This window comes from Streptomyces sp. V4I8, assembly GCF_041261225.1.
Classification (GTDB): Bacteria; Actinomycetota; Actinomycetes; order Streptomycetales; family Streptomycetaceae; genus Streptomyces.
Genome location: NZ_JBGCCN010000001.1, coordinates 4,695,118 through 4,714,424 on the forward strand (window position 1 = coordinate 4,695,118; position 19,307 = coordinate 4,714,424).

Here is a 19,307-nt window from a genome sequence, read left to right on the forward strand (position 1 = left end):
TCCGTCCGTCCTACAGCTGGGTCGGCTGGCGCTCCGTCAGCCCGTACTTCTTGGCGATCGTGTTCCACAGCTGCGCGGCCGTCTTCTTCTGCGCGCTGGCCGTGCCGCTGGCCTGGTTGCCGGCCTGGGTCTGGCCGGTGGAACGGGCCTGGCCCTTCTTGCAGAGCTGCTTCTTCTTGGCGGCGACCTGGTCCGCCCACGCCGCGTAGTGGTTGTCGGCGGACGCCGACGCCTGCCACGCCTTGGTCAGCGCCGTGGTCAGCTCGGTGTGGTTCGGGAGCTGGTCGACGGTGAGCTTGGACAGGTCGGTGACCAGCTGGTTGCGCTGCTTGGCCGCGCCCCGCAGATCGGTGGCGGCCTGAGCGAGGTTGCCGCAGGACTTCACGGCGGCCACCGCGTTGATCACGGCGGTACGGCTGTCGCCGCTGTCCGCCAGCAGCTTGTCCAGGGCGATCGCCTGCTGCTCGGCCGGGTCCTCGGACGGCGACGGAGAGCCCTCGGTCGCCGGAGCTGTGGCAGAGACCGGCTTGTTCTCCTCGCTCTTCTGGTCGTCCCCGCCCCCGCCGGCGAGCATCGCGCCCGCACCGATGCCGAGGACGGCGATACCGACGCCGACGGCGGCCATGAGCGGCACCCGAGAGCCCGTACGACGGCCTCCGCGGCCTCCGTGGCCGATGTCGTCGGCGTCCGGGCCGTGGGGTCCGGGACCGCCGTGCCCGCCGTGCGGTCCGGGCGGGAAGTACCCCGTCTCGCGCGAGCCCTGAGGCTGCGGTGGGGGCTGCTGGAAGCGCGGGAGCTGCTGGGTGGCCGCGGCCGGGGGCTCGCCGCCCGGCTCGCTGCGGAAGAGGTTGTCGAAGTCGGAGAGCGGCTGCCGTCCCGGCCCCGGCTGGGCCGCCCCGCCCGGCTGACCGGTCACGGGCGGGATGTACTGAGTGGCGTCGGTGTCGGCCCCGGAAGGCGGCGGCATCGCTCCGGCACCGCCCTGAGGACCGGCGCCACCGCCCTGCCGGGCCCGCCCCAGGATCTGCGTGCTCTCACCGGGCACCTCGGGCGGCAACGCCCCCGGCCCCACCGGCGGGATGTACTGCGTCGCCCCCTCGTCGGCGGCGGGCGCAGGGGCCGCGGCGACGGGCGGTATGTAGCGCGTGGCCTGGTCGTCCGCGCCCGCGGGGGCGGCAGCGACCGGCGGTATGTACTGAGTGGCGCCCTGGTCGGCCGGCGGCAACGGAGCCCCGAAGCCACCGGCACCGGCACCGGGGTGCGGCTGAGACGGATCGGGGGCGCCGTGCGCCGCGGGCGGCAGAGGCGCGCCCGGACCGCCCGGCTGGGCCGGCTGGGCCGGCGGCAGCGCACCACCGAAGCCGGGAGCGCCGTATCCCTGCCCGCCGGCAGGAGGCAGCGGCGCCGACGGGGCACCGCCCTGACCGTACGGCGGCTGCGGCTGAGGTTGCGGCTGCGGTTGCTGGTGCTGCTGGGGCCGCGGCTGCTGGTACTGCTGGTGCTGCTGGGGCTGCGGCTGCTGGGACTGGTACTGCTGATCCGGCAGAGGCGACCCGGCGACCGGGGCCCCATGGCCGTACGACGCCGTGCCCTGCGGCGCGCCCTGCGCTCCCCCGCCGTACGACACACCCTCCGGCGGCAACGGCTGGGACGACTGGGACGACTGGGTCGGCACGCCCCCGGCGGCGTCCGTCGCCGCACCCCATGGGGCCGGCGACGGCGACGCACCGGCGTGGCCGCCCTGGTAGGGCTGCTGTTCCTGCCCGCCCCAGGACTGGCCGGGCGGCGTTCCCCAGACCTGGCCCGGCGCGGCCGGCGGTGGGGGCGACGGCGCGGGCGGGGTGTGCTCGGGTCCCCAGGGGGTGCCCCAGGACTGGCCGCCGGGCGGTGCCGAGGGCTGGGGCGTGGTCGGCGGCGTGGCCGGTACCGACGTCGGCCGGTCGGCCTGCCCGCCGATCATGCCCGGCAGCAGCGGCTCACCGCCGTCGGAGGGCAGCACGATGCCTTCGTGCGCGGGTCGCGCCGAGGGCTCCTCGCCCCGTCCACTCTGCGTCACCGGGACTCCTACTAATGGGGGACCTTGTGAATCGTCGGCTCACGCTACCGGGTCGCCCGATCCGCGTGCTACGCAGCTCAGGAGGTGACCCGCTGTGCTGTGACCGCCGTAACAATCCCGGCCCCCATCCGCTACACACGCCCCCCTTTCCCCACCGGCGCCTTCATTTCCCTGCCGTTCACGCCCTCGTACCCCCTGGTTTCACGCCGCCGTCTGGAGATCCAGTCGCGCCCCGAACTCCCTTACCACCGGCTCGTCCCGGAACGGCTCCAGCCGCTGCTGGAAGTCGTCCAGGTACTCGGCGCCCCGGTTGGAACGCAGGCCCTCCAGGAGTTCCACGGCCTTCAGCCCGGTGTGGCAGGCCTGTTCGATCTCGCGCTGCTGCACCTGCGCTGTGGCGAGCAGCACATAGCCGATCGCCCGGCGCCGCGCCTTCGTCTCCGGGAGCCCGGCCAGCGACTCCTCCGCGCGCCGCGCCGCCGCCTCGGCCTGGCCGAGGTCACGGTGGCAGTGCGCCAACTCGTCGGCGAGATAGGCCTCGTCGAAGTGCGCGATCCACGTGGGGTCGTCCCCGGACTCCGGATCCGCCGTCTCCAGCGCGGTCACGGCCCGTCCGGAGGCCACCTGGGCGGTCCGCGCGTCACCCATCAACGCATGCCCTCGCGCCTCGGCCGCATAGAACATCGCCTCCGCGCGCGGGGTCACGCGCCCTCGCGCCCCCTCCTGCGCCGCCCGCGCCAACTGCGCGATCTCACGCGGGTTTCCGAGCTGCGCGGCGAGATGGCTCATGGAGGCGGCCAGCACATACCCGCCGTATCCCCGGTCTCCCGCGGCCTGCGCCAGCCGCAGCGCCTGGATGTAGTACCGCTGCGCGAGCCCCGGTTGGCCCGTGTCGACGGCCATGTATCCGGCGAGCTCGGTCAACCGCGCGACGGCGGCGAAGAGTTCCCGCCCGACGGCCTCCCGGTACGAGCCGGCCAGCAGCCCGGAGACGACGCTGTTCAGGTAGTGCACGACGACCGGGCGCACATGCCCGCTGCCGTACTGGTGATCAAGGTCGACGAGCGCCTGCGTCATCGCGCGCACGGCCGCCACGTCGGACTGCCCCACGCGCGGCCCGGCCGAACGCGACACCTGTGAGTCCGGCGACGAGATCAGCCAGTCGCGGCTGGGCTCGACCAGCGCGGACGCGGCGACGGACGAGCCGGACAGGAAGTCCCGCCGCCCCACGTCGCTGCGCCACAGCTCGCAGACCTGCTCGATGGCCCCCAGTACCGTCGGCGAGAACTGGAGACCGACGCCCGACGCGAGGTTCTTGCCGTTGGCCATGCCGATCTCGTCGATCGTGACCGTACGGCCCAGCTTGCGGCCGAGCGCCTCCGCGATGATCGCCGGCGCCCGCCCCCGCGGCTGCTGTCCTCGCAGCCAACGGGCCACGGACGTCTTGTCGTAGCGCAGATCGAGGCCGTGCTCGGCGCCGCACATATTGACCCGGCGGGCCAGCCCGGCGTTCGAGCAGCCCGCTTCCTGGATGAGCGCCTGCAGCCGTTCGTTCGGCTGTCGCGCGACGAGAGGCCTGGCGGCCATGGCGTACCCCCTGTGGCTGCGGTGCCTGCCCACGCACCGAGTTGACGTGTCTTTCACCGCCGGAATCCGGCGCGGGGGCACTGGCTGTGCACCGCAGGATTCCGGCCGTGAAGATCAATGCCCAGTCGACATACCGAAAATGCGAGGCTTGCGAGGATTGCCGGGGTAAAGGCGTCAGCCGACCCCACAGTGGGCTACCCAGCTCCGCCCACCGATCCTCCCGCGCGCCCCCACACATGCACCCATGCGCCCCAGATGAGGAATCAATGCTCCTCCCCCGCGCGCGCTACCCCCGTAACTACAGGTGGGTGCGGGAGTTGTGTTGGGCGTGGAAGAGACGATCCCGGCCACCGAAGCCGCAAAGATTCCGAAGCAGCGCGGCGAAACGCTGCTGGAGACCGCCGTTCGCTATGCCGAGGAGCGTCACTGGGACGTGTTCCCCGGGACCTGGCTGGAAGCCGTCGACGGCGCACAGGTCTGCTCCTGCAGCGACACCGCGTGCCCCGCGCCCGGCGCGCACCCCGCGCGCCCGGACTGGGCCACGCAGGCGACCGGGAGCGCGACGGTCGCACGCCGGATGTGGCAGAAGCAGCCGAACGCGTCGATCCTGCTGCCGACGGGGCGCACCTTCGACGCGATCTCCGTCCCGGAGACCGCGGGGTTCCTCGCGCTGGCCCGCATGGAGCGGATGGAGCTGACGCTCGGGCCGGTGACGTTGACGCCGGATCGCCGGATGCACTTCTTCGTGTTGCCGGGCGCGTCGGTGAAGGTTCCCGACCTGGTGCGCAAGCTGGGGTGGTCGGTCGGGTCGCTGGACCTCGTCGCGCTCGGCGAGGGCGCCTGGGTTGCCGGGCCGCCGACCCGGTTCGGGTCCCGGGGTGCTGTGCAGTGGGCCTGCCGGCCTACGCCGGCGAACCGGTGGCTGCCGGATGCGGAGGAGTTGATCTCGCCGCTCGCGTATGCCTGCGGGCGGGATCGGTAGCGCCTGCTCGTCCGCCGGATTCGGTAGTTCGGCGGCTGCGGGCTCATCGTGGTCGCTCGCGCCCACGCGGCGCAGCCGCATATCGAAACAGCCCCGCGCCCCCTTAGGTTGGCGCTCATGACGTCGGCCGTAAGTGTGCGTGGGCTCTGGAAGCGGTTCGGGCAGCAGGTTGCCGTTGCCGGGATCGATCTGGAGTTGCCCGCGGGGAAGTTCATCGGGCTCGTGGGGCCCAACGGGGCAGGGAAGACCACGACCCTCTCCATGGTGACCGGGCTGCTCAGGCCCGATGGCGGGACCGTCGAAGTCGTCGGGCACGACGTCTGGCGGGACCCCGTCGAAGTGAAGGCGCGGATCGGGGTGCTGCCCGAAGGGCTTCGGCTCTTCGAGCGGCTCTCCGGGCGGGAGTTGCTCGCGTACTCGGGGCGGTTGCGCGGGCTGCCCGGCGCCGAGGTCGACAAGCGAGCCACCCAACTACTCGACGTACTCGATCTGGCGGGGGCCCAGCACAAGCTGGTCGTCGACTACTCGACCGGCATGCGCAAGAAGATCGGTCTCGCGGCCGCGCTCCTGCACAATCCCGAAGTGCTGTTCCTGGACGAGCCGTTCGAGGGCGTCGACCCCGTCTCCGCCCAGACCATCCGGGGCGTCCTGGAGCGCTACACCGCCTCCGGCGCGACCGTCGTCTTCTCCTCCCATGTCATGGAGCTCGTCGAGTCGCTGTGCGACTGGGTCGCCGTCATGGCCGCCGGACGCATCAGGGCCCACGGCCCCCTCGCCGAGGTGCGCGGTGAGGCGGCCTCGCTGCAGCAGGCGTTCCTCGAACTGGTCGGCGCGAACGGCCGCGCCGCCGGGACCGACCTGGACTGGCTGGGCGGCGGGGCGCGATGAGCACCGAAGTGACGGGCGTGACAGGAGTCGTCGTACGTCTGAAGCTGTCGCTGCTCCGGAACGGACTGCGGCAGTCCGGTGGGCGGCGGGCCGCCTACATCGCCTCGGCGGTCGTGGTGCTCCTCTTCGCCGCGCTGCAACTCCTCGGCCTGATCATGCTGCGCGGCACCGCCCACGCCGACTCCCTGGTCGTCCTCCTGGTCGCGGTCCTCGCGCTCGGCTGGGCCGTGATGCCGCTGTTCTTCCCCGGCGGGGACGAGACCCTCGACCCGACCCGGCTGGTGATGCTGCCGCTGCGCCCCCGGCCCCTGGTACGGGCCCTGCTCGCGGCCTCCCTGGTCGGCATCGGACCCCTGTTCACCCTGTGCCTGTTCACCGGTTCGGTGATCGCGGTCGCGCACGGCGGGCTGGCCTACGTCGTCGGCGTCATCGGCGTGGTCCTGGCCCTGTTGGTGTGCGTGGCGCTCGCGCGGGCCGTGGCCGCGGCCAACATCCGGCTGCTGACCAGCCGTAAGGGGCGCGATCTGGCGGTGCTGAGCGGGCTGGTCATCGCGATCGGCGCGCAGGTGGTGAACTTCGGGGCACAGCGCCTGGGTTCGTCGGGGCTCGCCCAGCTCGACCCGGCGGCGGACGTGCTGCGGTGGGTGCCGCCGGCGTCCGCGATCGCGGCGGTGCGGTCGGTGAGCGAGGGGTCGTACGGCACCGGGATCCTCCAACTCGGCCTCGCCGTCGTCGCGTTGATGGCCCTGATCGCCGTATGGTCACGTCACCTCACCCGGCTGATGACCTCACCCGACGGTTCCACGCTCCAGGCAGCCACCGAGGCCTCCGTACGCGAACGGAACTCGACGGGCCTGGCCCGGCTTCTGCCGGCCGGCCGCACCGGCACCGTCATGGAGCGCAGCCTGCGCTACGTCTGGCGCGACCCGAAGACCAAGGCGGCCTGGGTGACCTCGCTCGCCATCGGCCTGATCGTGCCGCTGTTCAACGCCCTCCAGGGCACCGGCTCGATCTACTTCGCCTGCTTCGCGGCCGGGATGCTCGGCATCCAGATGTACAACCAGTTCGGGCAGGACACATCCGCGTTCTGGATGGTCGCGCTGACCATCTCCTCCCCCCGGGACGCCTATGTCGAGCTGCGCGGCCGGGCCCTGGCCCTCCTGCTGATCACTCTGCCCTACGCCACCCTCGTCACCGTCCTGACGACGGCATTCCTCGGCGACTGGCCGAAGCTCCCCGAGGCGCTCGGCCTGTCCCTCGCCCTCCTCGGCGCCATGCTGGCGACCGGCGCCTGGACATCGGCCCGCTTCCCGTACTCCATCCCGCAGGAGGGCTACAAGAACGTCGCCCCCGGTCAGACGGGCCTGGCCTGGATCTCGATCTTCGGCGGCCTGATCGCGGCGGCCCTGCTCTGCGCCCCCGTCATCGCCCTGGCGATCTGGCTGAACGTGAGCGAGGACGGGGACGCCTGGACCTGGCTGCTGCTGCCGACGGGCGCGGCGTACGGCGCGGCGACGACCTGGCTGGGCCTACGCCTGGCGGCCCCCCGCGCAGCGGCCCGCCTGCCGGAGATCCTGACGGCGGTGAGCAAGGCCTGACGGCTCTGTCCGGCACAGGGGGCCTGGAACGCCCTTCTAGGGGCGCGGGGCCGTATCGATATGCGGCTCCGCCGCGTGGGCGCGAGCGGCCACGAACGACCCGCGGCCGCCGCCAAAGAGAAAGCCCCGAGCTCACAGGCGCCCGGCATCCCCAGCGGAGTGCACCGCGTCCAGGAACGGCTCGATCGCCGCGCGCCACCCCTCCGGCTGGTCGTAGTGCACCAGATGACCGGCGTCAGCCACCTCCGCGTACTCCCCGCGCGGCAGCACCCGCACCATCTCCTGGGCCTCGGCCCGCCCCAACTCCCCGTCAAGGCCCCGTACGACCAACGCGGCGCACTGAACCTGAGCCAACTCCTCCCAGTGCGCGTCGAACACCCACGTCTCCCGTGAGCTGAGCATCTGGTCCGGCTCGAAAACCGGCCGCCACCCGTCCTCGCACTCGTGCATCACCTCGGCGTAGAACTCACCCCGCGCGGCATTGGGCCGCTCCACCCAGGGGTCGTCCTCACCGAACCACTTCCGCACATCGGCCAGCGTGGCGAAGGGAACGGGCCAGGCCTTGAACCAGTCCGCCCACTCCCGCTGCGAGGCAGCGCCGAGCGCGGACGCCCGCATGTCGCAGATGACCACACCCCGCACCAGATCGGGCCGCCTGGCGGCGAGTTGCCACGCGGTCAGCGCACCCATGGCATGGCCGATGAGGACGGCCGGGGCGAGGCCGAGCTGTTCGAGGGCGGCCTCGGCGTCGTCTACGTACGCCTCGCGTGTGAAGGCGGCTTGCGAGGGCTTGTCGCTCCGTCCGTGGCCGCGCTGGTCCAGTGCGACAGCGCGGTGCCGCTCGGAGAGCCAGCGGGCGGTGGAGGCCCAGTGCGAGGCGCGGCCCATGAGGCCGTGCAGTAACAGCACACCGGGCGTGCTGTCGTGCTCCTTTGCGGGGTCGGTCTTGGGAGGGTCGCCGAACTCCCAGGCCGCGAGACGTGCGCCGTCCGTCCCGGTCACGTCGATGCGCCGCGCCATTGGTCCTGGCACCCCCCTAGCTCCGCTCGGACCGCTCGAGCCGGCCGGTCCTGTGAACCGTGTTCCGCCTGCCGTATCTGCCGTCGCTCACGCGAGTGCCGCGCGCCACCTGCGGTGCAGGCGTCGACGGCGGCCTCGCACACGATGTGCATGTCCTGTGTGTCTCACGTGATCTTATGCGCACACCCATGAAGCGCACGTTCCGCGTGACCCGTCACCCGTCACCCGCAGACTATCGAACCCTTATTCGAAAATGCCGTCTCTGTGGCCAACACCCCTCATTCGAGTGACCCCTCTCAAGGATTGATCGGCACCACCGAGGGGAGATCTTCACCGGGAGGCGGACCGCTCGGGGAAACCGGTCCGAGGGGAATGACCCTGAGAGCTCGGGGCTCCGGGTCAGCACAGGGGAGGACAGGCCCCGGCGCCACACGGCGCCGGGGCCCTCTCCACTTCCACGGCACATCCGCCCGCCCCTTCCCCGGCCGGACGCATCACTGTCAGTCACGGCCGAGAGCCCTCAGGTCCTATGCCTTACGCGACAGACTGGCACGCGAATCCGCGGAGCGCTGCGATTCGACGTACTGAATCTTGGAATGGACGAGATCCGCGCATCACCACAACTCCCGCTCGCCCACCGGGAGTTGCACAGACAGAAGTGGCCGCCGAATCAGCGCTTGGCGACGAACACATGCGAGGCGACGTCCGCCTCCAGCTCGGCCGCCTCACCACCGCTACCGACCAGCACACCACCCGCGGACTCGGTCACACTCACCACCGAGCCCGGCTGAACACCGGCCCGGCGCAGCGTGTACATCAGCTGCGCGTCGGTCTGGATCGGCTCACCGATACGCCGCACCACGACCGTCTTGCCCTCGACCCCCGGGTCCAGATCGGCCAGCGAGACCATGCCCTCGTCGAGGAACGGATCGGCGCCGTCCTTCTCACCGAGCTCCTCCAGCCCCGGGATGGGGTTGCCGTACGGCGACTCGGTCGGATGCCGCAGCAGCTCCAGCACGCGCCGCTCCACGGCCTCACTCATCACGTGCTCCCAGCGACACGCCTCGGCGTGCACCTGCTCCCACTCCAGCCCGATCACGTCGACGAGCAGACACTCGGCGAGGCGGTGCTTGCGCATGACGCGGGTGGCCAGGCGCCGCCCCTCGTCCGTGAGCTCCAGATGCCGGTCGGACGCCACGGACACCAGCCCGTCACGCTCCATCCGCGCCACCGTCTGGCTGACGGTCGGCCCACTCTGGTCCAGCCGCTCGGCGATACGGGCGCGCATGGGGACCACACCTTCCTCCTCCAGCTCGAGGATGGTGCGGAGATACATCTCCGTGGTGTCGATCAGTCCGGACATACGTGCCCCTCGATTAGCTCTGCGATTAGCTCAGCCGGAAGCGAGACAGCTCCACGGCGCGTGCGCTGGCCCTGCACTCAATTCTGCCGGATACCACTGACAACCGTGCCGCGCCGCCAAAACCAGCGATTTCCCAGCCCGCGGCACCTCCACCAACCGGCACCCCCACCGGAGCGGCAGACCCACGGCCCGGCAGACCCACGGCCCGGCACCCCCGCGGCGCGGCAGCCGCGTACGGCGGCAAGGGGCCGCGTCGGGGGGTGTCCGCCCGCAGAGTCCGGTGTCAAGAAACGGCACCTCCCGGCAATACGCCAGCCACCGGACCGAGGACGGACACCCCCCGACGCGGCCCCGACCCACCCACCCGCACGCGCTACACGCACCCCCACCGGACACCAGCGGGCCGCCGCAGGCACCTCAGGGGCGCGGGGCTGTGTCGAATGTGCGGCTACCGCCGCGTGGGACGCGACCAGCCCCCACCCACCGCAACGGGCTGCCGCAGGCACCCGGCCGTATTGACACCACACTGGTCCAGACCGCACCGTGATCCGCAACACACCCCCACCCACCCCGCACCCCCCCCACCCCGCCACCCCGGAGGGCCCCGCATGAGCGACAGCAAGCCGGCCGACCAGTTCTTCGACGCCGCCATCGCCCTGCTCCAGCGGGCCCGCGACGAGGAGACCGAGAGCATCGAGGCAGCCGGCACCCTGCTCGCCGACACCGTAGCCACCGGCGGCCGGCTCTTCGCCTTCGGCGCCGGTCACTCCTCCCTCGCCGCCCAGGACCTCGTCTACCGCGCCGGCGGCCTCGCCCTGATGAACCTGCTCGCGGTCCCCGGCGTCGTAGGCGTCGACGTCATGCCCGCCACCCTCGGCTCCGCCCTCGAACGCGTCGACGGCCTGGCGAGCGCGGTCCTCGACAGCTCCCCCCTCCGCGAGGGCGACGCCCTGGTGATCATCTCCCTCTCCGGCCGCAACGCCCTCCCCGTGGAGATGGCCATGAAGGCCCGCGCCCTCGGCATCAGGGTCATCGGCGTGACGTCAGTGGCATACGCCTCGGAGACGAAGTCCCGCCATCTCTCCGGCACCTACCTCAAGGACCACTGCGACATCGTCCTCGACTCGAAGATCGCGGTCGGCGACGCGGAACTCACCCTCGACACGATCCCGGCCCCCTTCGCCCCCGCCTCCACGGTCGTCACGGCGGCCCTCCTCCAGGCCGTCATGGCCACAGCGGCCGCCTCCCTGGCCACCCGCGGCATCGAGCCCCCGCTCCTGCGCTCCGGGAACGTCGACGGCGGCCTCGACTGGAACAGCCGGGTGTTCGAGCAGTACGGCGACAGGATCTTCTACCGCCAGTAGGCACCAGCACGCCGCCCAGGCCGGAGCCGCGCTACACCGAGCCCACAACCCCCGCCAAATCCAACGCGGCAGCGATCCGCACCGCCACATCCTCCGCGTACACCGCATCGCTCCGCTCGAACGCACTCCGCCCCGCGCCCCGCAGAAACGTCACGACCCCCAACGTCCGCCCCCGACTCCGCAACACCGCGCACAGCGCGTGCACCGCGTCCGCAGGCCACTGCCGCCCCACCGCCCACGCACGCGCCTGCTCCGCCGGCATGCTGCCCGCATCGGCCCGCACCGACCCGGCCCGCGCCACGCACTGCAACGCCGGATGCCCCTCGGCGTACCGCACCGGCAGCCCGGCCTCCCCACCGAGCAGACTCGGCCCCGGCGCCCCCGCGGGCGTCACGGCGACCCGAACGAGCCGTACCGGCCCCGCGGCCGTCGCGTCCTCGTCCGTATGCGTATCCGCCACCGCCCCACCCGCGACCCGGTCGATCAACGCGTGATCGGCGAACCCGGCCAGCGCGAAGTCGAGATGCACGGTCGCCGCGTCCGCCGGCTCCTCGCACTCCGCGGCGGCCCGCGCCGCCCGATGCAGCTGATTGGTCCGGAACCGCAGCAGCGCCCCCTCCTGCTCGGCCTGCTTGGCCTCGGTCATGTCCTGGAAGAGCCAGCCCACCCCCAACGGCACCGGCTCCTCCGCGAGCGGCGAGGCCAGCCGTACGAAGCCACACCGCCAGCACCGCCGCCGCTCGCCCTCCGGCGTCCGTACGCTCACCCAGATCTCGGCGGGCGCGGGCGGCGCACCCTCCGCCAGCACATGGGTGAGCGCGCTCTCCAGCTCCTCGACCCCCTGCGCGAGCAACTCCCCCAGCGGCCGCCCGAGCACGGACGTACGCCCGATGCCCAGCGCACGGGCCGCATGGGCGTTCACCACGGCCGGCCGGAGATCCGCGTCGACGAGCACCACGCCCCACGACGCGTCCTCGAACAGCGCCTCGCTCAGCGCGATCGACCGCTCCAGATCGATCTGCGCGTGCACCTCGCTGAAGGCGCAGTACACCCCGGCGGGCTTCCCGTCCGGCCCGCGTACGGCCGCCGACTGCGTACGTACGAGCACCCGCCCGCCGTCCTTGGTCAGCAGCGCGAACTCGTGCACCTGCCGCCCGGGAGCGTCCATGGCGGACATCAGCCGCGCCTCGACCTCCTCGGCGTCGGCCTCGCGCACCGCCCACCCGGCGAATCCGCGCCGCCCCACGGCCTCGGTGGCGCTCCATCCGAGGATCCGCTCGGCCTCGCGGTTCCAGTGGGTGACGACCCCCTCCGCGTCGAAGGCGCACAGGGCAGCGTCCATCCCGTCCAGCAGCGCGGCCAGCAGATCTGAACCGCCCGCAGAACCCTCGGAACCACCCGACGAACCCTCCGGACCGTCCCGCTCGGGTTCGTCCGGCCCCAGCTCGTCGGTGGTCCCACTACGCCGGGAAGCACTCACCTGGACCCCCTGCCAAGCCTGCCAAGCTGCGTCCGCACGTACGACGCGTCGGTGCGCTCACTCGCCATCATCTAACTGGAACGTGACGCAACGCACACCGAGTTCCCACAAGATTGAAGGAATCGTTGTACGGCGAAAATCCCGGGAGACCGGCCGCAGGCGTCACGTCCCGCCCTCACGCCCCGCTGACCTCGAAGCCTGCCCGTCGCAACGTCAGCCACACCTCGTTCTCGTCCTCCGACGCCACATACCGGTCGACCTCCACGAACCCGTGCTCCTCGGCGCCCCGGAGCCCGTCCCCGCCCACCCCCTGAAGCATCACGTCACCGTCCACCGGCGCAATCCGAAGATCAGACATAAGAGCCGCCTCCCCTCCTCGCGCACACCTCAATCTCGATCTTCATACGAGGATCCGCGAGCCCGCACATCATCATCGCCGCCGCAGAAAAAAGCACTTGATCGGGCGGCGGCCCGCTTCTTACTGTGTGGGCACACGAGAAGGGAGGTGGTTCGGCAGATGTATGAATACCGGACGCGTGAGGTGGCTGCGGGCTAGCGGCCCGTCACCCCACCCAGTGCGGTGCCGGACCAGCACGTGAAAGACGCGTGCAGCCGGCCCAATCCCAGGCAGTCACCCGACCCGCGAGCTCGCCGGTACGTCCGGCCGGCTCCTCCGCCCCGGCGGAGGGACCCGAGCTCGCGGGTCGTCTGCGTTCGGCCGCCGTCGCCGTTCAGTCGTCGCCGTCGTCGCCCTCGTCGTCGTCCTGCTGCACCGCGGGTTGCTGCTGCTGGTCCAGCCGCTCCTGCTCCAGCCGCTCCTGCTCCCGCTTCTCGCGCTGCCGGCTCTCCTTCTCCAGCTTCTCCTCGTCCTGTCCTTCCTGACCGGCGCTCGTCTCCGTCGCAGCCGGGCTGGGGGTGGCGATCGGGGACGGGGAGGAATCCAGGGGGGAAGCGGGTGCGGAGGCGGTTGCCGGTGTGGAGGCGGACGGGCTCGGCGGTGCCTCGGATTTCGTGCCCTCCGCGCCGGTGTTCTCGGGGGAGAACCACAGCATGCCGATGAGCATCGCGGCCATGAAGAGCGCCGCTGCGGCTGCGCTGACCGCCACGCGGGACCGGGACTGCGAGCCGGGCTTGGATCTCGAACCGGATCTGGATCTGGATCTGGTCCCTGGTGTGGATCTGGTCTCGGATCTTGTTCTGGATCCGGTTCCGGTTCTGGATCCGGCGGCGGACGCCGTGCCCTGGGCGGAGGGCAGCATGTAGGTGGTCGGGTTGCTGGTCTCACCCACCTGCGGGGACCCGGGCGCGGACGCCGACGCGACCGGCGGCCGCCGGGACGGCGGCGTCGCGTCGGGCAGCGGCTCGGGGCGTCCCTGCCAGGCGCCGTCGGCGAACCAGTCGGCGGCCTGCTGGGCGGCGGGCCGGTGCTCGGGTTCCTTGGCGAGCAGACCGAGGAGGTAGCTCTCGAAGGCGGGCGGGAGGCCCGGGACGCCCAGTTCGCGGGGCGGCACGGGGACGGCGTCGAGGTGCTGGTGCAGGATCGCGACGGCGGAGTCGGCCTGGAAGGGCGGGCGGCCGGTGAGGAGCTGGTAGAGCACACAGCCCAGCGCGTAGACGTCGGACGCCGGGCCGGCGGCCTGTCCCAGGGCGCGCTCGGGGGCGAGGTACAGACTCGTGCCGACGATCTGCCCGGTGGCGGTCAGCGCGGCGCCGGGGTCGTCCAGGAAGCGGGCGATCCCGAAGTCACCGATCTTGAGGGTGCCGTCGGCGTCCAGGAGCAGATTGCCGGGCTTGATGTCCCGGTGGACGATGCCCTGCCGGTGCGCGGCGGCCAGTCCCGCGGCGGCCTGGGCGGCGATACGGGCGACGCGTTCGGCGGGCAGCGCGCCGGACCGCGCCAGCGTCGTGGCGAGGCTGTCGCCCCGGACGAGCTCCATCACCAGGAAGAGCCGGTTGTCGTACTCGCCGAAATCCCGGACGCCCACCACGTTCGGATGGTCGATCCGCGCCGCCGTCTGCGCCTCCAGCCGGAACCGGGACGTGGCGGTGGGGTCGGTGTCCTGGGGCAGCAGCAGCTTGACGGCCACGTCCCGGGCGAGCGACTCGTCGTAGGCCCGCCAGACCTCCCCCATCCCCCCGCGCCCGATCGACTCGGCCAGCCGGTAGCGGCCCGCTATCAGCACCTGATCCCCATCCCTCATGCCGTGACGTCTCGATCGCCGCAGGCAGCAACTCACCACGTGGGGACGGGTGATGGTGGGATGCCGCAGCCGCCCCAGCATACTGGCGGAGTGGATCAGTCACGTTCCGTACGGCATCGGCACCGGACGGCGTTCCGGTCGCCGAGCGGCATCACGCGGAGCTGAACGGCTCCGCGTGATGACCGGCCCGCCGGAGGGGGTTCGGGGATCAGTGCGCGATGTCGGCGTAGCCCTCGACCTGGCGCGGGTCGCGCGGGCCCGGGCCGATGTAGCGCGCGGAGGGGCGCACGAGGCGGCCGGTGCGCTTCTGCTCCAGGATGTGCGCCGACCAGCCCGCCGTACGGGCACAGGTGAACATGGAGGTGAACATGTGCGCCGGGACCTCCGCGAAGTCCAGCATGATGGCGGCCCAGAACTCCACGTTCGTGGCCAGGACGCGGTCCGGGCGCCGATTGTGCAGCTCCTCCAGGGCCGCCTTCTCCAGCGCCTCGGCGACCTCGAAGCGGGGGGCGCCCAGCTCGCGGGCGGTGCGGCGCAGCACGCGCGCGCGGGGGTCCTCGGCGCGGTAGACGCGGTGCCCGAAGCCCATGAGGCGCTCGCCCTTGTCGAGGGTCTGCTTCACATACGCCTCGGCGTCACCGGTGCGTTCGATCTCCTCGATCATGTGCAGGACACGGGAGGGGGCACCGCCGTGCAGCGGACCGGACATGGCTCCTACGGCGCCGGAGAGGGCGGCGGCCACATCGGCGCCGGTGGAGGCGATGACGCGGGCCGTGAAGGTGGACGCGTTCATGCCGTGCTCGGCGGCGGACGTCCAGTAGGCGTCGACGGCGGCCACGTGCTTGGGGTCGGGCTCGCCGCGCCAGCGGATCATGAAGCGCTCGACGACGGACTGGGCCTTGTCGATCTCGCTCTGCGGGACCATGGGCAGGCCCTGGCCGCGCGCGGACTGGGCGACGTAGGAGAGGGCCATGACGGCGGCTCGGGCCAGATCCTCCCGGGCCTGCTCCTCACCAATGTCCAGGAGGGGTTTCAGCCCCCATACGGGGGCCAGCATGGCGAGCGCGGACTGGACGTCGACGCGGATGTCGCCGGAGTGCACGGGAATCGGGAAGGGCTCGGCGGGCGGCAGACCGGGCCGGAAGGCGCCGTCCACGAGCAGTCCCCAGACGTTGCCGAACGAGACATGACCGACCAGATCCTCGATGTCGACGCCCCGGTACCGGAGTGCGCCGCCCTCCTTATCCGGTTCGGCGATCTCCGTCTCGAACGCGACGACTCCCTCGAGTCCGGGTACGAAGTCGGACATCAGGCGGCTCCTCGTGAGGTGTGCGACGGATGGGGTTGTAGGTGGAACGACCACACGTCGGTCGACAGAGATGGGCGGACGCCGGTGGTTCCACGGTCACGGACCCGGAATCCGGGCCTTGCCGGATCTCCGAGCCGCGGCGGACTCGCGGTCCGGGGCGTACCCGTGTGATGCCCCGTACAACTGGCGGTCATCCAATCGAAACAGCAACAGCACGATAACCCCGAGTGCCACCCTTGGGGGAGACTTGCGGCACTCAGTGCCACCCAGTGACGAAGGACACCGTCCCGGACGGCGCCCGCCACATACGGCAAGATGACCGGGTGACCGACCGAGACGCCGTCCCCCTCGACCCCGCCGCGATGCGCAAGCAGTACCGGGCCGAGGGCCTCGCCGAGAACGACCTCGCCACCACTCCGGTGGAACAGTTCGCGCGCTGGTTCAAGCAGGCCGCGGCGGAGGCCCACCTCTTCGAGCCGAACGCGATGATCGTCTCCACCGCGAACGCCGAGGGCCGGCCCAGCTCCCGTACGGTCCTGCTGAAGCAGTTCGACGAGCAGGGCTTCGTCTTCTACACCAACTACGACTCCCGCAAGGCCCACGACCTCGCCGAGAACCCGTACGTCTCCCTGCTCTTCCCCTGGCACGCGATGGCCCGCCAGGTCATCGTCACGGGCGTGGCACGGCGGACCGGGCGCGACGAGACGGCCGCGTACTTCCGCACCCGCCCGCACGGCTCCCAGCTCGGCGCCTGGGCCAGCGCCCAGTCCTCGGTCGTCTCCTCCCGCGCCGACCTCGACGCCTCGTACGCCGAGCTGGCCGCGCGCTATCCCGAGGGCGAGCAGGTGCCGGTGCCGCCGCACTGGGGTGGCTTCCGGGTGGCGCCGCAGGCGGTGGAGTTCTGGCAGGGGCGGGAGAACCGGCTGCACGACCGGCTGCGGTATGTGGCGGAGCAGGACGGGAGCTGGCGGGTGGAGCGGCTCAGTCCGTGAGCGGCGGCCCCGTCAGAGCTTGCCCCACACATACGCCGTACGGTGGCCGTCCACAAGCTCGGATATCCGCGTGCGGAACTCCTCGGTGAACGGGGGCCAGTTCCAGAACTCGAAGCCGAGGTGGGCGAAGGCGAAGTAGTCGTCGGCCCAGGTCCAGTCGGACAGCGGGACGGCTTCGGCGCAGGCAGGGCAGTCGACCTGGGCCGCGCCCGTCTCGTACCAGGCGCCCATGGCGTCGCGGAACGGCACCCAGGCGGCGTCGATCAGCTCCCACTCGTCGGTGATCAGCCCGGTGGTGACCCCACAGCGCGGACAGCACACCGCCTCCGGCTCGCCCTGCCCGCCGTGGAAGACAGTGCGCCCGGTGTACACGGCGAGGCCGTCCGAGGGATCCCGGTCGGCGTCGTCCGGCCCGACAGCCCGCATCCAGTTCGGGCCCGGGGGATGGCCGAGCGGCTGCCCGAGAACGCAGTCCGTGCGCTCGGCGAGGACGATTCCCTCGGCCACCAGCCACTCGACCACGCGCTCGGCGAGGTGTGGCGCGTGCTGCGGGCTCGCGTCGAGGTCGACGATCGTCCGGAAGTGGTCACCCATGCCACGACCGTAGCCCCCACCACTGACAACGCCCTCAGCCCAACGCCTCCTCCAGCAGCACCGCCCACTGCGCCACCACCCGTTCCCGACGACCCGCGTCGTCGGTGAGGAGGTTGGCCAGGCCCAGGCCGCGGGCCATGTCCAGGACGCCCTGGACGGTTTCGCGGACGCCGGGGCGGGACTCGTCGGCGCCGAGCAGGTCCACCGCGATCCGATGGGTCTCGCGGCCCACGCGGGCCTCCAGCTCCGTGACCCGGGGCCGTAGCTGCTCCTCGTTCGACGCGGCCACCCACAGGTGCAGGGCCGCGCGGAAGAGCGGGCCGGTGTAGAGGTCGACGAGGGCGGAGACGACCGCGCGCCGGTCGCCCGCCGCGCCCTGCGGGAAGAGGGCGCGCAGTGCCGTCGAGCGTTCCTCGGCGACGTACTCGACCGCCGCCGTGAAGAGGTCCTCGCGGGTCGGGAAGTGGTGCTGGGCGGCGCCTCGGGAGACGCCGGCGCGTTCGGCGACGACGGAGACCGTGGAGCCCGCCCAGCCGTGTTCGGCGAGGCAGGCCACGGCGGCTTCCAGGAGCCGTTGCCGGGTGGCGCGGCTGCGGTCCTGTTTGGGCACGCGGTCGGTACGGTCCACGCGGTCGCCGACTGTGCTCACACCACCCATTCCGGATCCCGTCTTTCTAGGAAGGCCGTCATCCCCTCGCGGGCCTGCGCGGAGGAGAACAGCCGGGCCGAGAGCGCGGTCAGGTCGGCCGCGTCCCGGTCGAAGGTTTCCAGCACCTTAGCCGTGAGCAGCGCCTTCGTCTCGGCCAGGGCCTGGGGGGAGGCCCGGCGCAGGCCGTCCAGGACGGGGGCCAGCGCCTCGTCGACGTCCTCGCCCGCCGTCGTGAGCAGGCCGATACGGGCCGCCTCGGGCGCCGTGAGGCGTTCGCCGGTGAGGTAGTAGCGGGCCAGGGCGCGGGGGTCCGTGCGGGGCAGGAGCGGGAGGGAGATCACCGCGGGGGCGACGCCTATACGCACCTCCGTGAAGGCGAAGGTGGCCTGTGCCGAGGCGGCCGAGATGTCACAGGCCGCGAGCAGGCCCAGGCCGCCCGCGCGTACGTGCCCGGTGACCCGGGCGACGACCGGTTTGGGCAGCTCCACGATCTGCCGGAGCAGCGCCACCAGGCCGTCCGGGGGCGGGGGGTCGCGCAGGTCGGCGCCCGCGCAGAACGTGTTGCCGGTGTGGGTGAGGACGATCGCGCGTACGCCGGCGTCCTTGCCGCAGTCCGTCAGCGCGTCGGTCAGCTCGCCCACGAGGGCCGCCGAGAGCGCGTTGCGGTTCTGCGGGGAGTCGAGGGTGAGGGTTTCGACGCCACGCGCGCGTGCACGGCCGACCAGCGTCATGTGTCCTCCCTGAGTGCCCGCAGTTCGCGGCGCAGGATCTTGCCGGAGGCGGCCCGTGGGACGCCCTCGATGAAGGTGACCTGGCGGACGCGTTTGTAGGGGGCGACGCGTTCGGCGACGTACGCTGCTCGACAGCCGCCGGGGACACAGGCTCGGGGCGCCCTACGACGCGGCGCTCCGGAGATGACCGCCGGAGCGCCGCGTCGTACCCACGGCAGCCGCTTGATTCTCGCTGTGCCGCCGTGCACAGTGTTGGGGCTGTGCAGTGCGAGGACGTCCCCCTTGCGCACGCCGGCCTCGGCGAGGGCGGCGGCGATACGCCGGTGGAAGCGGTCGAGCTGCTCGTAGGTGAGGGTGGTGCCGTCCGTGCCGTCGATGAGCGCGGGCGTGTCCCCGAACTCGGCGGCCCGGCCCAGTACGGCCTCATGGATGGGGAGTTCTACGGCCGGGACGTCTGCGTACTCGCTGCGGAACACGGTTCCTCCTCGCGACA

16 protein-coding genes and 2 pseudogenes are annotated in these 19,307 nt (G+C 72.1%); 5 read left to right on the forward strand and 13 right to left on the reverse strand.

The genetic code is table 11. The annotated features are described in order from the left end of the window. Positions 1 to 10: 10 nt before the first annotated feature. Together ABIE67_RS21065 and ABIE67_RS21070 are read right to left on the reverse strand one after the other, a co-directional pair. Complete coding sequence (locus ABIE67_RS21065; RefSeq protein ID WP_370259644.1) at positions 11 to 2,056, reverse strand: hypothetical protein; 2,046 nt, start codon at positions 2,054 to 2,056, stop codon at positions 11 to 13. Positions 2,057 to 2,257: 201 nt separating this feature from the next. Then, positions 2,258 to 3,643 carry a transcriptional regulator gene (locus tag ABIE67_RS21070; protein WP_370259646.1) on the reverse strand — a complete coding sequence of 462 codons (1,386 nt, stop codon included), beginning with the start codon at positions 3,641 to 3,643 and terminating at the stop codon, positions 2,258 to 2,260. Positions 3,644 to 3,962: 319 nt separating this feature from the next. On the opposite strand from ABIE67_RS21070, the gene ABIE67_RS21075 reads away from it, so the two are divergent. From ABIE67_RS21075 to ABIE67_RS21085, 3 genes are all read left to right on the forward strand, one after another. After that, on the forward strand, positions 3,963 to 4,625 hold the full coding sequence (locus tag ABIE67_RS21075; RefSeq protein ID WP_370259649.1) for a bifunctional DNA primase/polymerase: 663 nt from the start codon (positions 3,963 to 3,965) through the stop codon (positions 4,623 to 4,625). A gap of 117 nt (positions 4,626 to 4,742) precedes the next feature. Further along, complete coding sequence (locus tag ABIE67_RS21080; protein ID WP_370259652.1) at positions 4,743 to 5,513, forward strand: ABC transporter ATP-binding protein; 771 nt, start codon at positions 4,743 to 4,745, stop codon at positions 5,511 to 5,513. Continuing rightward, positions 5,510 to 7,111: a transporter gene (locus tag ABIE67_RS21085; protein ID WP_370259655.1), complete on the forward strand. Its 1,602-nt coding sequence runs from the start codon at positions 5,510 to 5,512 to the stop codon at positions 7,109 to 7,111. The genes ABIE67_RS21080 and ABIE67_RS21085 overlap by 4 nt, the downstream gene beginning before the upstream one ends. Positions 7,112 to 7,243: 132 nt before the next feature. Here the strand turns inward: ABIE67_RS21085 and ABIE67_RS21090 are convergent, their stop codons facing one another. Both ABIE67_RS21090 and ABIE67_RS21095 read right to left on the reverse strand, forming a co-directional pair. Further along, complete coding sequence (locus ABIE67_RS21090; protein ID WP_370259659.1) at positions 7,244 to 8,131, reverse strand: alpha/beta fold hydrolase; 888 nt, start codon at positions 8,129 to 8,131, stop codon at positions 7,244 to 7,246. 670 nt (positions 8,132 to 8,801) lie between these two features. Continuing rightward, a complete protein-coding gene (locus ABIE67_RS21095) occupies positions 8,802 to 9,494 on the reverse strand; it encodes a metal-dependent transcriptional regulator (RefSeq protein WP_004000347.1) in 693 nt (230 codons plus the stop codon). Positions 9,495 to 10,102: 608 nt separating this feature from the next. Between ABIE67_RS21095 and ABIE67_RS21100 the strand changes: the two genes are divergently transcribed. Beyond that, the gene (locus ABIE67_RS21100; protein WP_370259665.1) at positions 10,103 to 10,858 is read left to right on the forward strand and encodes an SIS domain-containing protein; all 756 of its coding nucleotides are present in this window, start codon (positions 10,103 to 10,105) and stop codon (positions 10,856 to 10,858) included. Between the two features lie 31 nt (positions 10,859 to 10,889). On the opposite strand, the gene ABIE67_RS21105 is transcribed toward ABIE67_RS21100, so the two are convergent. The 5 genes and pseudogenes from ABIE67_RS21105 to ABIE67_RS21125 all read right to left on the reverse strand — a co-directional run bounded on the left by ABIE67_RS21105 (position 10,890) and on the right by ABIE67_RS21125 (position 15,848). Next, complete coding sequence (locus ABIE67_RS21105) at positions 10,890 to 12,338, reverse strand: PAS domain-containing protein (protein ID WP_370259668.1); 1,449 nt, start codon at positions 12,336 to 12,338, stop codon at positions 10,890 to 10,892. A gap of 175 nt (positions 12,339 to 12,513) precedes the next feature. Continuing rightward, positions 12,514 to 12,696, reverse strand: coding sequence for a hypothetical protein (locus tag ABIE67_RS21110; protein ID WP_370259671.1), 183 nt, complete (start codon positions 12,694 to 12,696; stop codon positions 12,514 to 12,516). Continuing rightward, positions 12,689 to 12,781 (reverse strand): annotated as a pseudogene (locus tag ABIE67_RS21115) (RidA family protein); the annotation flags it as partial. The pseudogene ABIE67_RS21115 and the gene ABIE67_RS21110, both read right to left, overlap by 8 nt. 288 nt (positions 12,782 to 13,069) lie before the next feature. Next, positions 13,070 to 14,470 carry a protein kinase gene (locus ABIE67_RS21120; RefSeq protein ID WP_370268783.1) on the reverse strand — a complete coding sequence of 467 codons (1,401 nt, stop codon included), beginning with the start codon at positions 14,468 to 14,470 and terminating at the stop codon, positions 13,070 to 13,072. Between the two features lie 277 nt (positions 14,471 to 14,747). Next, a complete protein-coding gene (locus tag ABIE67_RS21125; protein ID WP_370259674.1) occupies positions 14,748 to 15,848 on the reverse strand; it encodes a citrate synthase 2 in 1,101 nt (366 codons plus the stop codon). A gap of 323 nt (positions 15,849 to 16,171) precedes the next feature. Here ABIE67_RS21125 and pdxH point away from each other — a divergent pair, with 323 nt between their 5' ends. Beyond that, a complete protein-coding gene (pdxH, locus tag ABIE67_RS21130; RefSeq protein ID WP_370259676.1) occupies positions 16,172 to 16,840 on the forward strand; it encodes a pyridoxamine 5'-phosphate oxidase in 669 nt (222 codons plus the stop codon). Between the two features lie 12 nt (positions 16,841 to 16,852). Here the strand turns inward: pdxH and ABIE67_RS21135 are convergent, their stop codons facing one another. The 4 genes and pseudogenes from ABIE67_RS21135 to ABIE67_RS21150 form a co-directional block, all read right to left on the reverse strand. Further along, entirely contained in the window at positions 16,853 to 17,434 is a 582-nt protein-coding gene (locus ABIE67_RS21135; protein WP_370259679.1) for a hypothetical protein, read from the reverse strand. Positions 17,435 to 17,468: 34 nt separating this feature from the next. Next, the gene (locus tag ABIE67_RS21140) at positions 17,469 to 18,092 is read right to left on the reverse strand and encodes a TetR/AcrR family transcriptional regulator (protein ID WP_370259682.1); all 624 of its coding nucleotides are present in this window, start codon (positions 18,090 to 18,092) and stop codon (positions 17,469 to 17,471) included. Continuing rightward, on the reverse strand, positions 18,080 to 18,814 hold the full coding sequence (locus tag ABIE67_RS21145; protein ID WP_370259684.1) for an enoyl-CoA hydratase family protein: 735 nt from the start codon (positions 18,812 to 18,814) through the stop codon (positions 18,080 to 18,082). Before ABIE67_RS21145 ends, ABIE67_RS21140 begins: the two co-directional genes overlap by 13 nt. Positions 18,815 to 19,044: 230 nt before the next feature. After that, a pseudogene (locus ABIE67_RS21150) lies at positions 19,045 to 19,290 on the reverse strand (AMP-binding protein); the annotation flags it as partial. Positions 19,291 to 19,307: the final 17 nt, after the last annotated feature.

Bases quoted from the DNA above. Each gene is read 5' to 3' on its own strand.
- ABIE67_RS21070 (WP_370259646.1), bottom strand. From the start codon at position 3,643: ATGGCCGCCAGGCCTCTCGTCGCGCGACAGCCGAACGAACGGCTGCAG.
- ABIE67_RS21080 (WP_370259652.1), top strand. From the start codon at position 4,743: ATGACGTCGGCCGTAAGTGTGCGTGGGCTCTGGAAGCGGTTCGGGCAG.
- ABIE67_RS21085 (WP_370259655.1), top strand. From the start codon at position 5,510: ATGAGCACCGAAGTGACGGGCGTGACAGGAGTCGTCGTACGTCTGAAG.
- ABIE67_RS21090 (WP_370259659.1), bottom strand. From the start codon at position 8,131: ATGGCGCGGCGCATCGACGTGACCGGGACGGACGGCGCACGTCTCGCG.
- ABIE67_RS21095 (WP_004000347.1), bottom strand. From the start codon at position 9,494: ATGTCCGGACTGATCGACACCACGGAGATGTATCTCCGCACCATCCTC.
- ABIE67_RS21100 (WP_370259665.1), top strand. From the start codon at position 10,103: ATGAGCGACAGCAAGCCGGCCGACCAGTTCTTCGACGCCGCCATCGCC.
- ABIE67_RS21110 (WP_370259671.1), bottom strand. From the start codon at position 12,696: ATGTCTGATCTTCGGATTGCGCCGGTGGACGGTGACGTGATGCTTCAG.
- ABIE67_RS21120 (WP_370268783.1), bottom strand. From the start codon at position 14,470: ATGGGGGAGGTCTGGCGGGCCTACGACGAGTCGCTCGCCCGGGACGTG.
- ABIE67_RS21125 (WP_370259674.1), bottom strand. From the start codon at position 15,848: ATGTCCGACTTCGTACCCGGACTCGAGGGAGTCGTCGCGTTCGAGACG.
- ABIE67_RS21135 (WP_370259679.1), bottom strand. From the start codon at position 17,434: ATGGGTGACCACTTCCGGACGATCGTCGACCTCGACGCGAGCCCGCAG.
- ABIE67_RS21140 (WP_370259682.1), bottom strand. From the start codon at position 18,092: ATGGGTGGTGTGAGCACAGTCGGCGACCGCGTGGACCGTACCGACCGC.
- ABIE67_RS21145 (WP_370259684.1), bottom strand. From the start codon at position 18,814: ATGACGCTGGTCGGCCGTGCACGCGCGCGTGGCGTCGAAACCCTCACC.